This window comes from Streptomyces sp. TOM-9 (assembly GCF_056858595.1).
Genome location: NZ_JBXEQB010000001.1, coordinates 4,421,352 through 4,440,459, shown reverse-complemented (window position 1 = coordinate 4,440,459; position 19,108 = coordinate 4,421,352). Strand labels below are relative to the sequence as shown.

Annotated in this window: 17 protein-coding genes; 9 read left to right on the top strand and 8 right to left on the bottom strand. The window is 73.8% G+C overall.

Going from position 1 to position 19,108, the window contains the following annotated elements; all coding sequences use genetic code 11:
- Positions 1 to 260 precede the first annotated feature (260 nt).
- Both AC1VWI_RS20560 and AC1VWI_RS20555 read left to right on the top strand, forming a co-directional pair.
- Positions 261 to 1,106 (top strand): HAAS signaling domain-containing protein, encoded by an 846-nt coding sequence (locus AC1VWI_RS20560; RefSeq protein WP_499512480.1) that lies wholly within the window; start codon positions 261 to 263, stop codon positions 1,104 to 1,106.
- 10 nt (positions 1,107 to 1,116) lie between these two features.
- A complete protein-coding gene (locus AC1VWI_RS20555; protein ID WP_499512479.1) occupies positions 1,117 to 1,761 on the top strand; it encodes an HAD family hydrolase in 645 nt (214 codons plus the stop codon).
- On the opposite strand, the gene AC1VWI_RS20550 is transcribed toward AC1VWI_RS20555, so the two are convergent.
- Positions 1,731 to 1,976: a hypothetical protein gene (locus AC1VWI_RS20550; protein ID WP_499512478.1), complete on the bottom strand. Its 246-nt coding sequence runs from the start codon at positions 1,974 to 1,976 to the stop codon at positions 1,731 to 1,733. The two genes, AC1VWI_RS20555 and AC1VWI_RS20550, sit on opposite strands and share 31 nt — an antisense overlap.
- A gap of 186 nt (positions 1,977 to 2,162) precedes the next feature.
- On the opposite strand from AC1VWI_RS20550, the gene AC1VWI_RS20545 reads away from it, so the two are divergent.
- On the top strand, positions 2,163 to 2,546 hold the full coding sequence (locus AC1VWI_RS20545) for a cold-shock protein (protein ID WP_319161765.1): 384 nt from the start codon (positions 2,163 to 2,165) through the stop codon (positions 2,544 to 2,546).
- Between the two features lie 20 nt (positions 2,547 to 2,566).
- On the opposite strand, the gene AC1VWI_RS20540 is transcribed toward AC1VWI_RS20545, so the two are convergent.
- From AC1VWI_RS20540 to AC1VWI_RS20525, 4 genes are all read right to left on the bottom strand, one after another.
- Complete coding sequence (locus AC1VWI_RS20540) at positions 2,567 to 3,427, bottom strand: 1,4-dihydroxy-6-naphtoate synthase (protein ID WP_499512477.1); 861 nt, start codon at positions 3,425 to 3,427, stop codon at positions 2,567 to 2,569.
- Entirely contained in the window at positions 3,424 to 4,125 is a 702-nt protein-coding gene (locus AC1VWI_RS20535; RefSeq protein ID WP_499512476.1) for a futalosine hydrolase, read from the bottom strand. The genes AC1VWI_RS20540 and AC1VWI_RS20535 overlap by 4 nt, the downstream gene beginning before the upstream one ends.
- Before the next feature lie 26 nt (positions 4,126 to 4,151).
- A complete protein-coding gene (locus AC1VWI_RS20530; RefSeq protein ID WP_499512475.1) occupies positions 4,152 to 4,622 on the bottom strand; it encodes a hypothetical protein in 471 nt (156 codons plus the stop codon).
- 72 nt (positions 4,623 to 4,694) lie between these two features.
- Entirely contained in the window at positions 4,695 to 6,074 is a 1,380-nt protein-coding gene (locus tag AC1VWI_RS20525) for an MFS transporter (RefSeq protein ID WP_499512474.1), read from the bottom strand.
- Between the two features lie 214 nt (positions 6,075 to 6,288).
- Between AC1VWI_RS20525 and AC1VWI_RS20520 the strand changes: the two genes are divergently transcribed.
- The 4 genes from AC1VWI_RS20520 to AC1VWI_RS20505 all read left to right on the top strand — a co-directional run bounded on the left by AC1VWI_RS20520 (position 6,289) and on the right by AC1VWI_RS20505 (position 13,856).
- On the top strand, positions 6,289 to 7,191 hold the full coding sequence (locus tag AC1VWI_RS20520; RefSeq protein ID WP_499512473.1) for a DUF3027 domain-containing protein: 903 nt from the start codon (positions 6,289 to 6,291) through the stop codon (positions 7,189 to 7,191).
- Between the two features lie 1,556 nt (positions 7,192 to 8,747).
- Positions 8,748 to 11,903 carry a sacsin N-terminal ATP-binding-like domain-containing protein gene (locus tag AC1VWI_RS20515; RefSeq protein WP_499516869.1) on the top strand — a complete coding sequence of 1,052 codons (3,156 nt, stop codon included), beginning with the start codon at positions 8,748 to 8,750 and terminating at the stop codon, positions 11,901 to 11,903.
- A gap of 173 nt (positions 11,904 to 12,076) precedes the next feature.
- On the top strand, positions 12,077 to 12,913 hold the full coding sequence (locus tag AC1VWI_RS20510; protein ID WP_499512472.1) for a calcium-binding protein: 837 nt from the start codon (positions 12,077 to 12,079) through the stop codon (positions 12,911 to 12,913).
- A 187-nt stretch (positions 12,914 to 13,100) separates the two neighbouring features.
- Positions 13,101 to 13,856: a calcium-binding protein gene (locus AC1VWI_RS20505; RefSeq protein ID WP_499512471.1), complete on the top strand. Its 756-nt coding sequence runs from the start codon at positions 13,101 to 13,103 to the stop codon at positions 13,854 to 13,856.
- Positions 13,857 to 13,895: 39 nt separating this feature from the next.
- Here AC1VWI_RS20505 and AC1VWI_RS20500 read toward each other — a convergent pair whose 3' ends face one another.
- Positions 13,896 to 16,319: an HAD-IC family P-type ATPase gene (locus AC1VWI_RS20500; protein ID WP_499512470.1), complete on the bottom strand. Its 2,424-nt coding sequence runs from the start codon at positions 16,317 to 16,319 to the stop codon at positions 13,896 to 13,898.
- A gap of 111 nt (positions 16,320 to 16,430) precedes the next feature.
- On the bottom strand, positions 16,431 to 16,715 hold the full coding sequence (locus AC1VWI_RS20495; RefSeq protein WP_499512469.1) for a DUF2530 domain-containing protein: 285 nt from the start codon (positions 16,713 to 16,715) through the stop codon (positions 16,431 to 16,433).
- A gap of 145 nt (positions 16,716 to 16,860) precedes the next feature.
- On the opposite strand from AC1VWI_RS20495, the gene AC1VWI_RS20490 reads away from it, so the two are divergent.
- On the top strand, positions 16,861 to 18,321 hold the full coding sequence (locus tag AC1VWI_RS20490; protein ID WP_499512468.1) for an NCS2 family permease: 1,461 nt from the start codon (positions 16,861 to 16,863) through the stop codon (positions 18,319 to 18,321).
- Here the strand turns inward: AC1VWI_RS20490 and AC1VWI_RS20485 are convergent.
- Positions 18,291 to 18,500, bottom strand: a complete 210-nt coding sequence (locus tag AC1VWI_RS20485; RefSeq protein ID WP_499512467.1) for a ribbon-helix-helix protein, CopG family — start codon at positions 18,498 to 18,500, stop codon at positions 18,291 to 18,293. The genes AC1VWI_RS20490 and AC1VWI_RS20485 overlap by 31 nt on opposite strands.
- A 205-nt stretch (positions 18,501 to 18,705) precedes the next feature.
- Between AC1VWI_RS20485 and AC1VWI_RS20480 the strand changes: the two genes are divergently transcribed.
- A complete protein-coding gene (locus tag AC1VWI_RS20480; protein ID WP_499516868.1) occupies positions 18,706 to 19,098 on the top strand; it encodes a MarR family transcriptional regulator in 393 nt (130 codons plus the stop codon).
- Positions 19,099 to 19,108 lie beyond the last annotated feature (10 nt).

The window sequence follows — 19,108 nt, the reverse complement described above, 5'->3', positions numbered from 1 at the left end:
ATGCTGGGCGTCGCCCCCGCTTTTCCCCAAGCGTGCCCGGTGCCCGGGTGTGTGGGGTTGCGGGCAGTCGTCCCTGGGCATGGGGGTCCCCCCGGCCGAAGGCTGGGGGTGGGTGGGCGCACCCCACCCACCGGGGTGCAGACGCCGGAGCAACCCGCAGTACCGCACAGGCGCGGCGCCGTCGTGGGGTTGCGCCAGCCCGCTTCGCCTCCGGCGAGCGGCCGACCCGCAACCATGCCCGGGGGCGGTAGCGTCGGGGCATGGGTGCGGAGGAGAGCGACCGGCTGGTACTGGACTACCTCAGCAAGGTGGGGGACCTGGCACAGACCGCCCTCCCGGCGGACCGGCGGCGGGACCTCGTGGCACGCCTGCGCAAGGACATCGACCGGGAGCGGCACGGCAGCGACAACCCCGCCGTGGTGCGGCGGATCCTGGGACGGCTGGGCGCCCCGGACGCGGTGGTGCAGGGGGAGGCCGCCGCGGTGCCCGCGCCCCGCACCCCGGCGGACCCCGCACCGGCGGAACCGCAGTGGTGGCGGCTGCCCGACCAGCGCACCCAATCGCCGTCGCCATCGCCTTCGACCTCGCGGACGTTCCTGCCCGGTGACGAACTCGCCGGGCTGCCCGGCATGACCGGCGGCCTGATCATCCCGCTGACCCCCGAGGAGGACCCGGAGGCCGCCCCGGCCGCCAAGGCCGAGGCCCAGCCCGAGGCGGAGCCGGACGCCGCCCCGGCAACGCGCCGCGGGCCGCGGCGGTGGCGGGCCGGTCTCCTGGAGTCCGTCGCCGCGCTCCTGCTGCTGACCGGCGCCGTCCTCGGCTCCTGGATCGCCCTCCTCGCCGGGTGGGCCGTGGCGTACGGCTCGCGCCGCCTGTCCCGCCGCGCGTCCCGGTTCGCGGCGCTGGGCCTGCCGGGCCTGACCGCCGCGGCCGCGCTGATCTGGATCTGGGGCCGCTTCGCCGGACGGTGGGGCGAGCCGATCCCCGAGGGCGGCCTGGACTCCGCGATCGCCGACGCGCTGCCCACGGTCGTGCGGATCGCGGCCGTCGCCTCCGCCGCCTTCCTGCTCTGGCGGGGGAGCAGGGCCGGCCGGCGGCCTCGTTAGAGTGGCTGCCATGCCCGCTTCCCAGCCGACGTCCCCGATAACGGTCGGGTTCGACCTCGACATGACCCTGATCGACTCACGGCCCGGCATCAAGGCCACGTACGAGCGCCTCGCCGAGGAGACCGGCGTCTTCGTCGACGCCGCGCTCGCCGTCACCCGCCTCGGGCCGCCGCTCGACTGGGAGCTGGCGCACTGGTTCCCCGCGGAGGACATCCCCGCGGTCGCCGACCGCTACCGGGCGCTGTACCCCGGGTTCGCCATCGCTCCGACCCCGGCCATGCCCGGGGCGCGCGAGGCCGTCGCCGCCGTGCACGCGGCGGGCGGGCGGGCCGTCGTGGTCACCGCGAAGCACGAGCCGAACGCCAAGCTGCACCTCACGCACCTGGGTCTGGAGGTCGACGAGGTGCGCGGCTGGCTGTGGGCCGAGGCGAAGGCCGAGGCGCTGACCGAGTACGGGGCGGCGGTCTACGTCGGGGACCACGTGGGGGACGTCGTCGGGGCCCGCACGGCCGGCGCGCTGTCCGTGGCGGTGGCGACGGGCCCGGTCACGGCGGACGAACTGCGCGCCGCCGGGGCGGACGTCGTGCTGGCCGACCTGACGGAGTTCCCCGCCTGGTTCGCCTCCTACGCCCCGGACCCCGACGCCGTCGCCTGACGGCTCTGCGCCCGCGCGGAGCGCAGCAGCCCGGCCAGGGCCAGCGCGAAGCCGACGCCCATGAGCATCGACACCAGGTAGGCGGCGGTCGGCAGCGGGTCGGATCCCAGGAAGAGCGGGGCCACGGTGGCCAGAGTGCCGAGCGCGCCGACGACGAAGACGGCGGCGCCGACGCGCACGAGGAGATCGCCGGGTTTCCGGGTTTCGGTGGTCACCGGACCAGGGTAGATCGCCCGGGGAAGTCGCAGCGCACCGGCCGGACGGTGGCCGGGGCAGGAAGACCACGGAGTCTTGTCACACGCCCCTGGGCCATTAGCCTTATGGGCAGCGGGTCTGCCAAGGGGCCCGCTGTCTTGCTATCCAAGAGCTTTTTTCTGTCTACAGCGAGGACGAGGTCGGACGTGCCTACCGGCAAGGTCAAGTGGTTCAACAGCGAGAAGGGCTTCGGCTTCCTCTCCCGCGACGACGGCGGCGACGTCTTCGTGCACTCCTCCGTCCTGCCGGACGGCGTGGCCACGCTGAAGCCGGGGCAACGAGTCGAGTTCGGCGTGGTCGCCGGACAGCGCGGTGACCAGGCCCTGTCGGTGACCCTGTTGGAGCCGGCGCCGTCCGTGGCGGCCGCGCAGCGACGCAAGCCCGACGAACTGCTGCCCATCGTCCAGGACCTCACCACGCTGCTGGAGGACGTCGCCCGCTCGCTGCAGCGCGGCCGTTACCCGGACAAGGCCCACGGCCACAAGATCGCGTCCGTCCTGCGCGTCGTCGCCGACCAGTTGGACGTCTGACCCCCCGCCCGGGTGCGGGCTCACGACTCGAGCGCGTGCGGACCGAGGGGCGGCACCAGTCCCTCGGCCGCGGCCCGGGTGAGCAGCCCGCGGACCGCCGCGTAGCCCTCCTCGCCGAGCGCCGAGGTGAACTCGTTCACGTACAGCCCGATGTGCTGGTCCGCCACCTTCGGGTCCATCTCCTGCGCGTGCTCCATGACGTAGCCGCGTGAGGCCTCGGGCTCGTCCCAGGCCATGTGGACGGAGGCGCGGGCCGCGGCCGCCAGTTCGCGCAGACGCTCCTCGCCCAGGGAGCGCTTGGCGATGATCGCGCCCAGCGGGATGGGCAGCGTGGTGGTCTGCTCCCAGTGCTCGCCCATGTCCGCGAGCTTGTGCAGCCCGTAGTCCTGGTAGGTGAAGCGCGCCTCGTGGATGACGAGCCCCGCGTCCACCCGGCCGTCCCGCACCGCCGGCATGATCTCGTGGAAGGGCAGGACGACGATCTCCCCGACACCGCCCGGCACTTCGGCGGCCGCCCACAGCCGGAAGAGCAGGTACGCCGTCGAGCGCTCGCTCGGCACCGCCACCGTGCGCCCGCTCAGGTCGGCGCCCTTGCCGGTGCCCTCGTCCCTGGTCAGGACGAGCGGGCCGCAGCCGCGGCCCAGCGCGCCGCCGCAGGGCAGCAGCGCGTACTCGTCGAGCACGTAGGGGAGCACCGCGTACGAGACCTTCAGGACGTCGAACTCGCCGCGCTCGGCCATCCCGTTGGTGACGTCGATGTCCGCGAAGGTCACGTCGATCGCGGGCGCGTCCGGGACCAGGCCGTGCGCCCAGGCGTGGAAGACGAAGGTGTCGTTGGGGCACGGGGAGTAGGCGATCCGCAGTGCGCGCTCTTGGCTCATGTCCGGTCTCCAACGTCGAGTACGGCGGGTTGCTTCCCGAGCCGGGCGAAGGCGTCGGCGAGCGCGTCGAGCGCCTCCCCGATCCGCCAGGCCGCGCGGTCGCGCGGGCCCACCGGATTGGACACCGTACGGATCTCCAGGACGGGCAGCCCGTGCGCCGCGGCCGCCTCCGCGACGCCGAAGCCCTCCATGGCCTCGGCCGGCGCCCCGGGGTGACGGCGCGTCAGCTCCGCGGCCCGGCCGGCCGTCCCGGTCACCGTCGACACCGTCAGGACCGGCCCGTACGCCGCGCCGAGCACGTCGGCGACCCGGCGGGACAGCGGTCCCGGCGGGCGGTGCTCGGAGGTGCCGAAACCCAGCTCGGCGACCGGGAGGAAGCCCTCCGGGCCCTCCGCGCCCAGGTCGGCGGCGACGATGGCGTTCGCGACGACCACCGAGCCGACCGGTGCGTGGGGCTGGAAGCCGCCGGCGATCCCGGCCGAGACGACGAGCCCGTACCGCGCCGCGGTGAGCGCCGCCGCCGTGCCCGCCGCCGCGGCGGCGGGGCCGACGCCCGCGGCCAGCACGTCCGCGAGGGCGGTGCGCAGCAGCACGCGGCCACCCGGTACGGGCTGCTCGGTGGCCGTGCCGCCGAGTCCGCGGACGACCGCGTCGCGTTCCGCCGGGACGGCGGTGACGACGAGGAGGCGGGGCATCATGACCTCGGCGGAGTCAGCGGACGGTTTCAGCCCGCCGACTTCAGCTTGAACTGCCAGACGCCGAGGTAGTCCTGGGCGCCGGCGGTCTCGATGATGTTGAGGGTCACCTCGCTGGCCGCGGCACCGGTCTGCGCGTCGGAGAGCAGGGTCTCGGCGTCGAAGGAGCGGTAGGTGGTGTCCTTCAGCAGCCCCGACTTGCCGGAGGTGCCGGCGGCCACGACCCAGCCCTTCTCGGCGATCGCGGGGTCGACGCCGATCCGCACCTTGTCACCGGGCCGGACCGTGATGGTCTTCTCGGGCTTGCCCTGCAGGCAGGCCAGGAAGACCTGCTCGGAAAGCTTCTTCCCGTCGAGGTAGCACTTGCTGGTGGCCTCGGTGGTCACGGTCCTGTCGCCGACGGTGACGGTCGCCAGGGGGGTCGGCTTCTCGCAGGCGGAGAGGGCGATCAGCCCGAGGGACACGGCACCGAGGGCGGCGGCACGGCGGCGATTGCTCATGAAGGTGAGGCTACCGGGCGGTCGCGCTCCCGCTACGCGGGGGGCCCGCTCGTGTCCCCGGGCCGCCCCCGCTCAGACGGTGCGCGGACGTGTCGCCCGTCCCCGGGCACCCGTCATCAGGCCGCGGACCGAGAAGGTGACGCCGAGCGCCACCAGGGCCGCCCCCACCGCCATCCCCAGCGTGCCGTTGAGCGGCAGGACGATGCCGATGGCGCCGCCGATCACCCACGCCAGCTGGAGGGCGGTCTCCGAGCGGGCGAACGCCGAGGTGCGCACCTCCTCGGGCACGTCGCGCTGGATCAGGGCGTCCAGCGAGAGCTTGCCCAGCGCCTGCGCGATGCCCGCCGCGGCCGCGACGACGGCGATGGTCAGCACGCCGTACCAGGCCGCCGCCACGCACGTCGCCGCCAGGGCGGCGGCCAGCGCGCTGATGATGATCCGCTCCGGTCCGCGGTCGCGCAGCCAGGAGCCCAGCGCGGTGCCGAAGGCGTTGCCGGTGCCCGCCGCCACGGCGACCAGGCCCAGCGACACCGGCCCCGACAGGCCGCCCAGCGGATGCTCGCGCAGCAGGAACGCCAGGAAGAGGGTCAGGAACCCCGACAGCGCCCGCAGCGCGGCGTTGGCCTGCAGGGCGTGCAGCACCGGACCGCCGACGCTCCGCAGCCCCGGCCGCTTCTCCCGCCACTGCCGGCCCAGGCGGTGGTGCTCGACCTCCTCACCCGAGGTCAGCTCGGCGCGCGCCTCGCCCTTGGCGGAGTCCACCTTGTGCGGGAGGGAGAAGGAGAGCAGCGTCCCGACGACGAAGACGACGAACGCCCCGTACAGCGGCACGCCCGGCCCGATCAGGTGGAGCAGCCCGCCGATCGGCGCCGCGACGGCGGTGGCCAGCAGGCCCGTCAGGCTCACCCGGGAGTTCGCCTTCACCAGCGTCGTACGGGCCGGCAGCAGCCGTGGCATCACCGCGCTGCGCACCACGCCGTACGCCTTCGACGCCACGAGCACGCCCAAGGCGGCCGGATACAGCTCCAGTCCGGCGGTCGCCACCACCCCGGCCATCGTCCAGGCCAGGATCGCCCGGGCCAGCATCGACATCGCCATCGCGGCGCGTCGGCCGTGCGGGATGCGGTCCAGCAGCGGCCCGATCACCGGGGCCAGCAGCGCGAACGGGGCCATCGTGACCAGCAGGTAGAGCGCCACGCGGCCGCGCGCCTCACCGGTCGGCACGGAGAAGAAGATCGTGCTGGCGAGCGCGACGGTGATCAGCATGTCGCCGGCCGAGTTCACCGCGTGCAGCTCGATCAGCTTCGCCAGACCCGACTCGCCCGCCCCGCCCGAGTGCGTGTGACGCCGGACGCGCCGCACCACGGCGGACGACGTACGCTGCGTGGCGCGCGCGACGGCGTTCCCCGCCCTGCGAACCGGTCCCGGGCCGGACGTCACTGTGCGTGCCACGCTCGCCAGTCTGCCCTACCGGGCGGCTTTCCGAACGGGGCGCGCACCGATAGCGTGCGATCGCGCAGAATGGAGTCATCAGGTGCGCCCGTGGACGTACGGGCAGGCAGCGTTTGAAGCGGTCCTCCGGTCCGCTCCGCCACCGCCCCGCCCGACCCTCGGCGGCGCACGCGTAAGACGGCGTAGGAGAGAATCGATTCTTGTGAGTGCTGCGATGCGAAGCCGTACCCCTGACCGCCTGTGCGCCGAGGCGGTCGACCTCGCCCTCGAAGCCGCCGTCGAGGCCTTCGGCGAGAAAGCGGTCGGCGAGCACCTCGGGGCGGTCGCCGAGGGCGACCGCGTCGTCACGCACCTGTTCGACTGCCGTGAGGCCTCCTACCGCGGCTGGCGCTGGGCGGTCACGCTCACCCGCGCCTCCCGCGCCAAGGCCATCACCTTGGACGAGACGGTCCTCGTGCCCGGGCCCGAGGCCGTCCTCGCGCCCGAATGGGTGCCGTGGAGCGAGCGCCTGCGCCCCGGCGACCTCGGCCCCGGCGACCTGCTGCCCACCGAGGCGGAGGACCTGCGCCTGGAGACCGGCTTCTCCGGGGAGGACGCCCCGCCGCCGAACTCGCCGGTCTCCGAGGAGATGGCCGAGCTCGTCGAGGCCGAGGACGCGGACGTCTCCGGCGGCCCCCCGGCGACCCTGCCGATGGCGCCCACGGTCGGCACGATCGCCGCGGTCGCGGAGGAGATCGGCATGGCCCGGCCGCGCGTGCTGTCCCGGTACGGGCTGCACGTCGCCGCGGACCGCTGGGAGGACGAGTACGGCCCCAAGGCCCCGATGGCCCAGGCCGCCCCCGCCCAGTGCGTCTCCTGCGGCTTCCTCGTCCCGATCGCGGGCTCCCTGCGGCAGGCCTTCGGCGTCTGCGCGAACGAGTTCTCCCCGGCCGACGGGCGCGTCGTCTCCCTCGCCTACGGGTGCGGCGCGCACTCCGAGGCCGCGGTCATGCCGAAGACGCCCCGGCCCGCGCCGCCCGTCCTCGACGAGACCGCGATCGAGCCGCTCCCCCTCCACCCCGACCGCCAGGGCTCCGTCGAGGACACGACCCCGGCCGAGGAACTCGGCCACAGCTGACGGCTCCGCCGCGGCCCGGGCGGGGGCGCGGACGCGCGCGCCTCGGCGGCCGTGTGGGCTCCGCCCACGCCCGGCCTGGTCAGGGGCGGGGCCGTTGTGCGCCGGTCGTCCCGGCTGGGTGACTCTGCCACGGCCGACGGCCGGCTCCACTGGCGCCCGACGCCCGCGCCGGGTTGCGCGGGCTGCCGTCCAGGTCGAGGGGTGGGTCACCGGTGACGGCTGCCATTAGCGGCCATGTGGGGCTCCGCCCATGCCCGGGCCCGGCCCGGGACCGCTGTGGCGCCGGTGAGGGCGCGATCTCGGCAACTCGACCACGGTCGCTGGACCCGGGGGTGGCCGACGCCTGGGGTCGGGTGGCGCTGGGCCTTCCTTGGTAGCCGTGTGGGCTCCGCCCACGCCCGGCCCGGACCCGCCAGGCGCCGGTCGTCCAGGTTGGGTGACTCGGCCACGGCCGACGCCCGCGCCCGAGTTGCGCGGGCTGACGCCCCGGGCCCTCCGGTCGAGGAACTGGGCCCCGGTTGACGGCTGCCGTCCGCGGACGGCGTGCCTCGGGCCGGGTGGGGTGCCGCCCCCGCCCGGGTCGGGACTGGGGTCGCTGCGCGCCGGTGAGGGCGCCATTCCGGCCGGGGAACTCGGCCACGGTTGCTGGCTCCACCGGCGGCTGCCGCCCCCGCCCGGGTTGTGCGGGCTGCCGCCCAGGTGACGGCTGCCCTTCGCGGCCAGGTGGGGTGCCGCGGTCGGGGAACTCGGCCACGGTCGCTGGCTCCGCCGGCGGCCCGCCGCCGGGACCGGGTGGCGCTGGGCGTGCCTCGGGGGACCGTGTGGGCTCCGCCCGCGCCTGGCCTGGTCCGGGTCGGGACCCGGGTTCGGGGTTTCTCGCCACCGGGGCCGCTGTGCGCCGGTCGTCCCGGCTGGGTACTCGGCCGCGGTCGACGGCCGGCTCCGCCGGCGGCTGACGCCCGTGCCCGGGTTGCGCGGGCTGTCGGCCAGGCACTCCGGTTGAGGAACTGGGCCACAGCCGACGGCTGCCGTCCGCGGACGGCGGGCCTCGGGGCCGGGTGGGGTGCTGCCCCGCCCGGGTCGGGGCTGGAGCCGCTGTGCGTCGGTGAGGGCGCCATCCCGGCCGGGGAACTCGGTCACGGTGCTCGCTCCGTCGGCGGCCCGCTGCCGGGACCGGGTGGCGCTGGGGGCGCCTCGGGGTCCACGTGGGCTCCGCCCACGACCGGCCTGGTCCGGGGCCCACCGGGGCCGCTGGGCGCCGGTCGTCCAGGTTGGGTGACTCGGCCACGGCCGGCTCCGGATTGCGCGGGCTGCCGCCCGGGCACTGGCTGCCGTCCGCGGATGGCGCGCATCGGGGCCGGGTGGGGTGCCCCTACGCCTACGCCCGGTCCACCGGGGCCGAGCAGAGCCTGGGCCGGCCCGGCCCGCGCGGGGCGGCGTCCCCGGGTGCGGGCGCGTGCGGGACGACCGGGCGACAGCCCACGCGGTAGCGTCACTCGCACAGGGCAGGGCATGCGACACCGCGTGAGGGAGAAGACGACGTGAGCGGGACCGCGATGGACCGGGGCGCAGATCCGTTCGGGACCGCACGGCTGCGGCGGGCCGTGCTGGACGCGTGGGCCGCGTCGCCCGCCCGGTTCCGGGAGGACGCCAACGCGGAGGAGGACCTCGCGCTCGGCGGCTACCGCGACCGTCTCGTCGTCGAGCTGGCCCAGAACGCCGCCGACGCGGCGACCCGTGCGGGGGTGACCGGCCGCCTGCGGCTGACCCTGCGCGAGGGGGTGCTCGCCGCCGCGAACACCGGGGCCCACCTGGACGCCGCGGGCGTGGAGTCCCTGTCGACGCTGCGCGCCAGCTCCAAGCGCGAGGAGGGCGCCCTGGCCGTCGGCCGCTTCGGCGTCGGGTTCTCCGCCGTGCTCGCGGTCAGCGACGAGCCCGCGATCCTCAGCCGCAGCGGCGGCGTCCGCTGGTCGCTGGCCGAGGCCCGCGACCTCGCGCGGGAGACCGGTGGGCACTCCCCGGGGCTCACCGACGAACTGCGCCGCCGGGACGGCCACGTACCGCTGCTGCGGCTGCCGCTGCCCGCCGAGGGCACCGCCCCGGACGGCTACGACACGTGCGTCGTGCTGCCGCTGCGCGACGGCGCCGCAGCGGACCTCGCGGCGAGCCTGCTCGCCGCGATCGACGACGCGCTGCTGCTGTCCCTGCCCGGCCTGACCGAGGTGGTCGTGGAGACGCCCGAGGGCGTACGGACCCTGAGCCGGCGTCAGGAGGACGGGCTGACCGTCGTCGTGGACAGCGCCGGCGGCACCACCCGCTGGCGCACCGTGAGCGACGCGGGCCCGCTGGAGGCGGGGCTGCTGAGCGACCGCCCGGTCGAGGAGCGGCTGCGCCCGGTGTGGTCGGTGACCTGGGCCGTCCCGGTGGGCCAGGACGGCGCGCCGGAGCGGCCGCGGACGGCGCCCTTCGTGCACGCCCCGACGCCGACGGACGAGCCGCTGGGACTGCCCGCGCTGCTCATCGCCTCGCTGCCGCTGGACCCGAGCCGGCGCCACGCCGCGCCCGGCGCCCTCACCGACTTCCTGGTCGCGCGGGCGGCCGAGCTCTACGTACGGCTGCTGGCGGACTGGCGACCGGTGGGCGCGGGCATCGTGGACCTGGTGCCCGGCCCGCTCGGCAAGGGCGAGCTGGACGCGCAACTGCGCCGCCACGTGCAGGAGCGGCTGCCGCGCACCGCCTTCCTGCCGCGCGCCGCCGACGTCACGGACGCGGGCGGCGAGGACGAACTGCCGCCCGCACTGCGCCCGGTGGAGGCCGAGGTCGTCGAGGGCACCGGCGCGGAGACCGTGCGCGTGCTGGCGGAGGTCTTCCCGACGCTACTGCCCCCCGGGCTGGAGCGCCGCCCCGAACTGCGCGTCCTAGGGGTGGCCCGGCTGCCGCTGGGCGACGCGATCGACCGGCTCGCCGGGGTGGAGCGCCCCGCGGAGTGGTGGCACCGCCTGTACGACTCGCTGGCCGGCACCGACCCGGACCGGCTGAGCGGGCTGCCCGTGCCGCTGGCCGACCGGCGTACCGTCGTCGGACCGCGCCAGGTGCTGCTGCCGCTCCCCGAGATGGACAGCGTCTACGCCGAGGGGGCCGCCCCGGTCAGCACCGGGCTGCCCGCCGCCTCGGAGCTGGCCCGGCTGGGCCTGAAGGTCGCCGACCCGGCGGCCGCGCACCCGCTGCTGGAGAAGCTCGGGGCCACCCCGGCGACCCCGCGCGCCGTCCTCACCACCCCGCAGGTGCGCGCCGCGGTGGCCGCGTCCCTGGACGCCGACGAGGCCTGGGACGAGGACGCGCCCGCGCTGGACGCGGAGGAACTGGCCGAGGTCGTCCTGGGCCTGGTCCGGGCCGCGAACCTCGCCCCCGGCGACGAGCCGTGGCTGGCCGCCCTCGCCCTCACCGACGACGAGGGCGAGCTCGCCCCCGCCGGTGAACTGGTGCTGCCGGGCAGTGCCTTCGAGCAGGTCATCCGGGAGGGGGAGCTCGGCTCCGTCGACGAGGACCTGGCCGCCCGCTGGGGCGAGCAGCCGCTGACCGCGGTCGGCGTGCTCGCCACCTTCGCCCTGGTCCGGGCCACCGACGTGGTGCTCGACCCGGACGAGCTGGAGCCGCGCGAGAGCGACTGGGCCGAGCCGGACGACGCCGGGCTGCTCGACGCGGTCGACGTGTGGTGCGAGGACGTCCTCGACCAGCTGCCGGACACCGACGTGCCGCCGGTCGCCACCGAGATCGTCGCCGTGCGCGACCTCGACCTCGTCGCCGACGACGCCTGGCCGCAGGCGCTGGCCATGCTCTCCGTGCCGCCGCTGCGCGACGCGGTCACCCAGCCGGTGCGGGTCCTGCTGCCGGACGGCACCACGGAGTCCGTGCGGCCCTACACCGCCTGGTGGCTGCGCGACCACCCGGTCCTCGACGGCCGCCGCCCGGTCGGCCTGCGCGCGATCGGCGGCGACCCGCTGCTCGACGGGCTGTACGAGGACGCCGAGGCCGGCGCCGTGGACGACCAGGTGCTGCGCGCCCTGGGCGTGCGTACGTCCGTCACGGCCCTGCTGGACGAGCCGGGCGGCGCCGCCGAGCTGCTCGCCCGGCTCGCCGACCCGGGCTCCACGGTCACCCCGGCCCAACTGCACCGCCTCCACTCCGAACTGGGCACCCTCGAACCCGAGCAGGTCACCCTCCCCGAGGAGCTGCGGGCCGTCGTCGACGGCCACGAGCCGCGCGTGGTCGACGCCGGGGACGCCCTCGTCGCGGACGCGCCCGACCTGCTCCCGCTCACCGCAGGACTGCCCCTGCTCCCGGTGCCGCCGGTCCGCGCCGCGGCGCTGGCCGAGCTGTTCCAGGTGCGCCGGCTCAGCGAGGCCCTCGACGCCCCGGTCGTCTCCGAGGGCGAGCCGCACGACGTCGCGGACGCGGTCCGCGAGCTGCTCCCGGGCGCCCCCCTGTCGTACGTCGAGCACGAGGAACTGTTGGTCAGAGCGGCCGACGGCAGCACCGTCGAGCTCGACTGGCGGTGGATCGACGGCACCCTGCACGCCGCCACGCTGGAGGGCGTCGCCGCCGGCCTGTCGTGGGCGGCCGGCGCCTGGCAGCGCCGCTTCGAGGTGGCCGCCCTGCTGGAGGACCCGACCCGCACGGAGGAGCTGGCCCGCGACCGCTGGTTCGACTGAGCGGCGGGGTGGCTGTGTGGCGACGGACCGAGTGGCCGTCGTCACACAGGGAGATATGTCGAAAGCATTTCCGCTGGATGACTGTTCGCGCGTACTCTCTTCCTCTCACCATTCGAGACGCCTCGTCCGGGGGAGTTTGACGGGCGTCCTCTTCATCTGGGGGATTCTCAAGCATGCGTATTCGCGCCACTGTGGCCGCCGTTTCCGGCGCCCTGGCCCTCGCTTCGCTGGCAGTCCCGGCCGCTCAGGCCTCCGACAAGCCGGCCGCCACTGCCCTGTCGACCTTCGCCGCCAAGGCGGGGGCGGACGAGTCCGTGGGTGACACCAAGATCACCAAGGTCGTCGTCAACGGCGGCAAGGACATCGTCCTCGGGACGAGCAGCAAGAAGACGGTCTCCGTCGCGGTGACCGCCACCGACCCGGCCGGCATCGACGGCGGCGTGGCGTTCCTCTGGCACGGGTCGTCGTTCACCGACGACGGCATCGACGGCGGCCTCTTCCCGCCCACGGACTACGCCGCCTGCACCGTGGTCAACGCCACCACCTCCACCTGCAAGGTCAGCATCACCATCGACCCCAAGGCGGACCTCTACAAGAACGCGCTCGCCGGCTCCTGGAAGGTGTACGCCGTGGTCGGCGGCAAGGACGGCGACTACGTAGAGAAGGAGATCGCCGGCACCGCGAAGATCAAGCGCAACACCGAGCTGACGGTCAACGCCACGCCGGAGCCGGTGAAGAAGGGCAAGACCATCACCGTCACCGGCAAGCTCACCCGGGCCAACTGGGAGACCCACAAGTACGCCGGCTACACGGGCCAGTCCGTGCAGCTGCAGTTCCGCAAGAAGGGCACCACCGCGTACAAGACGGTCAAGACCGTCAAGTCCAGCAGCACCGGTGCCCTGAAGACCACCGTCAAGGCGTCCGTGGACGGCTACTGGCGCTACACCTTCGTCACCACCTCGCTCAGCGGCGCGTCGGGCTCCACGGCCGACTTCGTCGACGTGAAGTAACCCCACCCGCACCACCCACCACCCACCGGGCGCCGGGCCCCCTCAGCGGGGGCCCGGCGCCCCGTGCTTGCGCACACCCACGCTTGACCGGTCCTTGAACCGCCCATTCCCCGGTGATCTGTAGGCTTCCACCGCCATTCGGCATTCACCTGGGGATTCTTCCCCTCGTTCCACTCAGTGGGGACACATGCGCATACGTACTGCCGCGATCGTGCTGGGCACGGCCGCGGCTCTCTCGGCCCTCGCCGTACCGTCCGCCAACGCGGACGAGGCCCAAGGCGACACGGCCATCACCAAGGTCGTCGTCAACGGCGGCAAGCCGATCGTCGTCGGCACGAGCGACAAGAAGATCTCGTACACCATCAGCGGCAGCGACAGCAGCGGCCTCGCCTACGGCGGCGCCTTCCTGTGGCGCGGCACCAGCCTGGACGCGCCGAGCGGCGTCACCGGCTTCGGCGAGACGGAGACCTGCTCCGCCACCGCGTGCACCGTCACCGCCACCGTCAGCCCCAAGCTCGACGAACTGCCCAGCTCCCAGGCCGGCACCTGGAACGTCCTCGCCGAACTGGACGGCAAGGACGGCGACATCCGGGAACTCGACAAGGGGACCACGATCAAGGTGCTGCGCGGTTCGCACCTGACCGTGAACGCCACACCCGAGCCGGTGAAGAAGGGCAAGACGATCACCGTCACCGGCACCCTGACCCGGGCCAACTGGGACACGCTCAAGTACGGCGGCTACGCGAGCCAGTCCGTGCAGCTGCAGTTCCGCAAGAAGGGCTCGACCACCTACACCACGGTCAAGACCGTCAAGTCCGGCAGCACCGGCGCCCTGAAGACCACCGTCAAGGCTTCGGTGGACGGCTACTGGCGCTACGCCTTCGGCACCAACGCCACCACCGGCGGGACCGCGGCCACGGCCGACTACGTCGACGTCCGGTAGCACCCGCCGCACCCGCCGCACCCCGGGCGCCGGGTCCCCTCAGCGGGGGCCCGGCGCCCGCTGTTGTTCCGGCGGGGCGTCGTCGTCCAGGCGGCGGACGCGGCGCCAGACCAGTTCCAGCAGCGCCGCGGCCGCCACCGCCACGACGACGGCCGTCCAGGGGCCCTGCGTGCCGACCAGCCGGAGGGCGAAGAACTCCTGCAGCCACGGGGTGACCAGGACGACCAGGAATCCCGCGCCCATGGTGAGGACCAGGGCGATCCGCCACCAGGTGTAGGGACGCGCGACGAGCGCCAGCACCCACATCGCGACCAGGAAGAGGGTCAGCGTCGCGGCGCTGGTCTCCGCCTCCAGCGCGCCGGCGCCGCGGTAGTGGTGGCGGGCGAGCATGTACGTCACGAAGGTGGCGACGCCCGCGATCACCCCGGCGGGCAGGGAGTAGCGCATGACCCGGCGCACGAAGAGCGGTTTGGCCCGCTCCTTGTTGGGGGCCAGGGCGAGGAAGAAGGCGGGGACGCCGATGGTCAGGGTGGACAGCAGCGTCAGGTGCCGGGGCAGGAACGGGTAGGGCGCGTGCCAGATGATCACCAGCAGGGCGAGCAGCACCGAGTAGACGGTCTTGGTGAGGAAGAGCGTCGCGACGCGGGTGATGTTGCCGATGACCCGGCGGCCCTCGGCCACGACCGACGGGAGCGCGGAGAAGCTGTTGTCGAGCAGCACGATCTGCGCGACCGCCCGGGTCGCCTCGGATCCTGAGCCCATGGCGACGCCGATGTCGGCGTCCTTGAGGGCGAGGACGTCGTTGACGCCGTCCCCCGTCATCGCCACGTTGTGGCCGCCGGACTGCAGCGCGCCCACCATCTCCCGCTTCTGCTGCGGGGTGACCCGGCCGAAGACCGTGCCCCGGTCGAGCTCGGCCGCCATCTGCGTGCGCTCGGCCGGCAGCCTGCGGGCGTCGACCGTCCGCTCGGCCCCCGCCAGCCCCAGCTTCCCGGCGACGGCGCCGACGGAGACCGCGTTGTCGCCGGAGATGACCTTGGCGTGCACGTCCTGCTCGGCGAAGTAGCGCAGGGTGTCGGCGGCGTCGGGGCGCAGCCGCTGCTCCAGGACGACCAGTGCCGCCGGGGTGGCCGAGGCGCCCACCGCCGGGTCGCCCAGCTCCTTCCCCGTCCGGGCGAGCAGCAGCACCCGCAGGCCCTGGGCGTTGAGGCCGTCGATCGCGCCGAGCGCCCGGTCGCCCGCGGGGAGCAGTACGTCGGGGGCGCCGAGCAGCCAGGCGCTGCGCTCACCGCCGGGCTCGGTGAAGGCCGCGCCGCTGTACTTGCGGGCGGAGGAGAAGGGCAGCGCGTCGGTGACGTGCCAGCCGCCGTCCGGGGCGGGGAAGGCCGCGGCGACGGCGGCCAGGGTGGGGTTGGGGCGCGGGTCGGCGGAGCTGACCGCGCCGAGCACCTGCCGGATGTACGCCTCGGGGACACCGTCCAGCATCCGCAGCTCCGCGACGTCCATCCCGCCCTCGGTGAGGGTGCCGGTCTTGTCCAGGCACACCACGTCCACCCGGGCCAGCCCCTCGATCGCGGGCAGTTCCTGGACGAGGCACTGTTTTCGGCCCAGCCGGATCACGCCGATCGCGAAGGCCACCGAGGTGAGCAGGACCAGCCCCTCGGGCACCATCGGGACGATGCCGCCCACCATGCGGCGGACCGCTTCGCGCCAGTCGTCGCCCTCCAGGACGAGCTGGCTGACGATCAGGCCGATCGCGGTGGGGACCATCATCCACGTGACGTACTTGAGGATCTGGCTGATGCCGCTGCGCAGTTCGGAGTGGACGAGGGTGAAGCGGCTCGCCTCCTCGGCGAGTTGCGCCGCGTAGGCCTCCCGGCCGACCTTGGTCGCGGTGAAGGACCCGCCGCCCGCGACGACGAAGCTGCCGGACATCACGGGGTCGCCGGGGCGCTTGACGACGGGGTCGGCCTCGCCGGTGAGCAGCGACTCGTCGACCTCCAGGCTGTCGGCCTCGGCCACCTCGCCGTCGACCACCACCTTGTCCCCCGGCCCGAGTTCGACGAGGTCGCCGAGGACGATCCCCGAGGTGGAGACCCGGGTGGCGACCCCGTCGCGGCGCACGGTGGGTTTCGCCTCGCCGATCACGGCGAGTCCGTCCAGGGTCTTCTTGGCGCGCCACTCCTGGAAGATGCCGATGCCGGTGTTCGCGATGATGACGAAGCCGAAGAGACCGTCCTGGATCGGGCCGACCACCAGGATGATCAGGAACAGCACGCCGATGATCGCGTTGAAGCGGGTGAAGACGTTCGCGCTGACGATCTCGGCCAAGGAACGCGAGGAACGCACCGGGACGTCGTTGACCTCGCCCCGCGCGATCCGCTCCGCCACCTGGGCGGCGGTCAGTCCGCCGGGCGTCGCCGGCCGTACCCCGGCCGCCTCCCGCTGCGTGCGTTCCGTCATGGCTTCGACGGTACGTGGGGGACGGCGCCGACGGCGCGGCGGGCCGTCGCTCTCGGGGACATCTCCGGGGCGCCGTACGACCGGGGGCGTAGCCGCCCCGCGGGCCCCGGCTCAGTCCTGCGCGGCGTCCTCCGCGGCGCGGGACCGCCGGATGGCGTCCCGGCGGGCGCGCACGTACCACAGGCCGATGAGCCCGAGGCCGCCGCCGGCCAGGCAGGTCCAGATCCACCAGGCGTGGCCGTGGTCGGCGTACCAGCCGTAGAAGGGGAGCTGGACGAGGAAGAGCGCGAACCAGATGACCGTCCCGACGGTGACGGTCGCGACGTCGTTCGCCTCCAGAGGTGCCGGTGCCTCACGCAACCCGGTCGTCCCCTTGCTGTGGCTGCTGCTGCTCATACCGCACAGCGTACCCAGTGGCCCCGAGGGGTCTACGCGCGGAGATAGCGTTTGGGACGCTCATATGTTCATACTGAAACGGTCCGAGACTGGCCGGTTTCAGTCGTAGGAACCTCCAAAAGCTCCCCCCCACGCAAGGACCCGCATGTCCCCGTCGACCACCGCCAAGGTCGTGCCCAGTTCCCCGACCCCGCCCCCGGCGACCGCCCACGGCGCGCTCGACCGGTTCTTCCGGATCACCGAGCGGGGGTCCTCGGTCCCCCGGGAGATCCGCGGAGGTCTGGCCACCTTCTTCGCGATGGCCTACATCATCGTCCTGAACCCGATCATCCTCAGCTCGGGCGTGGACAAGTACGGCCACCACCTCGACGGCGGCCAGCTGGTCACCGCCACCGTCGTCACCGCCGCCTTCACCACCCTGCTCATGGGCGTCATCGGCAACGTGCCGATCGCGCTGGCGGCGGGTCTGGGCGTGAACAGCATCGTCGCGCTCCAGCTCGCTCCGAAGATGAGCTGGCCGGACGCGATGGGCATGGTGGTCCTCGCCGGCCTCGCGATCATGGTGCTGGTCGCCACGGGCCTGCGGGAGCGGGTGATGAGTGCGGTGCCGCTCGGCCTGCGCAAGGCGATCGCCATCGGAATCGGCCTGTTCATCGTGCTGATCGGCCTGGTCGACTCCGGCTTCGTGACCCGGATCCCGGACGCCGCGCACACCACCGTCCCGCTGCAGCTGGGCGCGGGCGGCCACCTGACCGGCTGGCCGGTGCTGATCTTCATCCTCGGCGTGCTGCTGACCCTCGGGCTGATCATCCGCAAGGTGCCCGGCGCCATCCTGATCAGCATCGTCGCGATGACCGTCCTCGCGCTCGTCGTCGACGCGGTGGCGAACGTCAAGGACACCGCCTGGGGCCTGACCGTCCCGCAGTGGCCCGGCAACCCGGTCGCGACCCCCGACTTCGGGCTGATCGGCAAGGTGAGCCTGTTCGGCGGCTTCCAGGAGGTCGGTGTGCTCACCGGCATCCTCTTCGTCTTCACCGTGCTGCTGAGCTGCTTCTTCGACGCGATGGGCACCATCCTCGGCGTCAGCGACGAGGCGCACCTGCTGGACTCCAAGGGCGACCTGCCCGGGATGAGCCGGGTCCTGATGGTGGACGGCATCGCCACCGCCGCCGGTGGCTTCACCTCGTGCTCGGCCAACACCTGCTACGCGGAGTCCACCGCCGGTGCCGGCGAGGGCGCGCGCACGGGCCTCGCCTCGATCGCCACCGGTCTGCTCTTCATCGTCGCGCTGTTCTTCGCGCCGCTGGCCACCATGGTCCCGGCCCAGGCGGCCACCCCCGCGCTCGTCGCGGTGGGCTTCCTGATCATGGCGGGCAGCATCCGGGAGATCGACTGGAGCGACTACACGATCTCCATCCCGGCGTTCCTGACGATGCTGCTCATGCCGTTCACCTACTCGATCACCAACGGCATCGGCATCGGGTTCATCACCTTCTGCGTGCTGCGGCTGGTGGCGGGGCGCGGCCGTGAGGTGCCGCCCGCGCTCTACGCGGTGTCGGCGGTCTTCGCCTTCTACTACCTGATGCCGGCGCTCGGCCTGATGTAACCGGCCGTGTAGAACTGCTCGGTCTCGTCGACGGAGGCCTTGAGCCTCTCGTCGAAGTCATCGCGAATGAGCGTCCGGACGATGTAGTCCTGGACGCTCATTCCGCGTTTGGCGGCGTGAGCCTGGAGACGGTCCAGCAGGTCCCCGTCTATGCGCATGCTGAGCACTCTCGAAGCCATGGCCCAAGGGTCCGGCGGGCCCCTCGGGGCATGCGTCGTTTTCGGGGCGGAACTCACCCGGATGGGTGACTTCCTTGACGAATGCGTTTGGACGCGGCGCGGTTACGGCAATTTTACTTAGCATAGGTAATGAGCTAATCTAACGAACGTGACCGAACTGTCCGAGGACGACCGCTCAGCGGTGAACACGCTGCGCGGAGCCGTGATGCGGCTCTCCCGCCGACTGCGCCACCACCGGGTCGACGAGTCGCTGAGCCCGACGGAGATGTCCGTGCTGGGCACCCTCGCGCGCTGCGGATCCGCCACCCCCGGGGAGCTGGCCCGCAAGGAGCACGTACAGCCGCCGTCCATGACGCGGATCGTCGCCATGCTCGAGTCCAAGGGCCTGGTGCACCGGGACCCGCACCCGGACGACCGGCGCCAGGTCGTCGTCCGGCAGACCGAGCAGGCGGAGGCGATGCTCGAGGAGAGCCGGGCCCGGCGCAACGCGTTCCTGGCCGAACTCATGGCCACCCTCACGGAGGAGGAACGCGCCGTGCTCCGCGAGGCGGCGCCCGTCCTGGAGAAGCTCGCTCACGCCGACGCAAGGAACCGATGACGAGGAGGCG

What these genes read in the sequence shown, in the direction of transcription:
- AC1VWI_RS20500 (WP_499512470.1), bottom strand. Translation starts at nt 16,319, where the DNA reads ATGACGGAACGCACGCAGCGGGAGGCGGCCGGGGTACGGCCGGCGACG.
- AC1VWI_RS20540 (WP_499512477.1), bottom strand. Translation starts at nt 3,427, where the DNA reads ATGAGCCAAGAGCGCGCACTGCGGATCGCCTACTCCCCGTGCCCCAAC.
- AC1VWI_RS20515 (WP_499516869.1), top strand. Translation starts at nt 8,748, where the DNA reads ATGGACCGGGGCGCAGATCCGTTCGGGACCGCACGGCTGCGGCGGGCC.
- AC1VWI_RS20555 (WP_499512479.1), top strand. Translation starts at nt 1,117, where the DNA reads ATGCCCGCTTCCCAGCCGACGTCCCCGATAACGGTCGGGTTCGACCTC.
- AC1VWI_RS20485 (WP_499512467.1), bottom strand. Translation starts at nt 18,500, where the DNA reads ATGGCTTCGAGAGTGCTCAGCATGCGCATAGACGGGGACCTGCTGGAC.
- AC1VWI_RS20510 (WP_499512472.1), top strand. Translation starts at nt 12,077, where the DNA reads ATGCGTATTCGCGCCACTGTGGCCGCCGTTTCCGGCGCCCTGGCCCTC.
- AC1VWI_RS20535 (WP_499512476.1), bottom strand. Translation starts at nt 4,125, where the DNA reads ATGATGCCCCGCCTCCTCGTCGTCACCGCCGTCCCGGCGGAACGCGAC.
- AC1VWI_RS20530 (WP_499512475.1), bottom strand. Translation starts at nt 4,622, where the DNA reads ATGAGCAATCGCCGCCGTGCCGCCGCCCTCGGTGCCGTGTCCCTCGGG.
- AC1VWI_RS20480 (WP_499516868.1), top strand. Translation starts at nt 18,706, where the DNA reads ATGCGGCTCTCCCGCCGACTGCGCCACCACCGGGTCGACGAGTCGCTG.
- AC1VWI_RS20520 (WP_499512473.1), top strand. Translation starts at nt 6,289, where the DNA reads ATGCGAAGCCGTACCCCTGACCGCCTGTGCGCCGAGGCGGTCGACCTC.
- AC1VWI_RS20495 (WP_499512469.1), bottom strand. Translation starts at nt 16,715, where the DNA reads ATGAGCAGCAGCAGCCACAGCAAGGGGACGACCGGGTTGCGTGAGGCA.
- AC1VWI_RS20505 (WP_499512471.1), top strand. Translation starts at nt 13,101, where the DNA reads ATGCGCATACGTACTGCCGCGATCGTGCTGGGCACGGCCGCGGCTCTC.
- AC1VWI_RS20490 (WP_499512468.1), top strand. Translation starts at nt 16,861, where the DNA reads ATGTCCCCGTCGACCACCGCCAAGGTCGTGCCCAGTTCCCCGACCCCG.
- AC1VWI_RS20560 (WP_499512480.1), top strand. Translation starts at nt 261, where the DNA reads ATGGGTGCGGAGGAGAGCGACCGGCTGGTACTGGACTACCTCAGCAAG.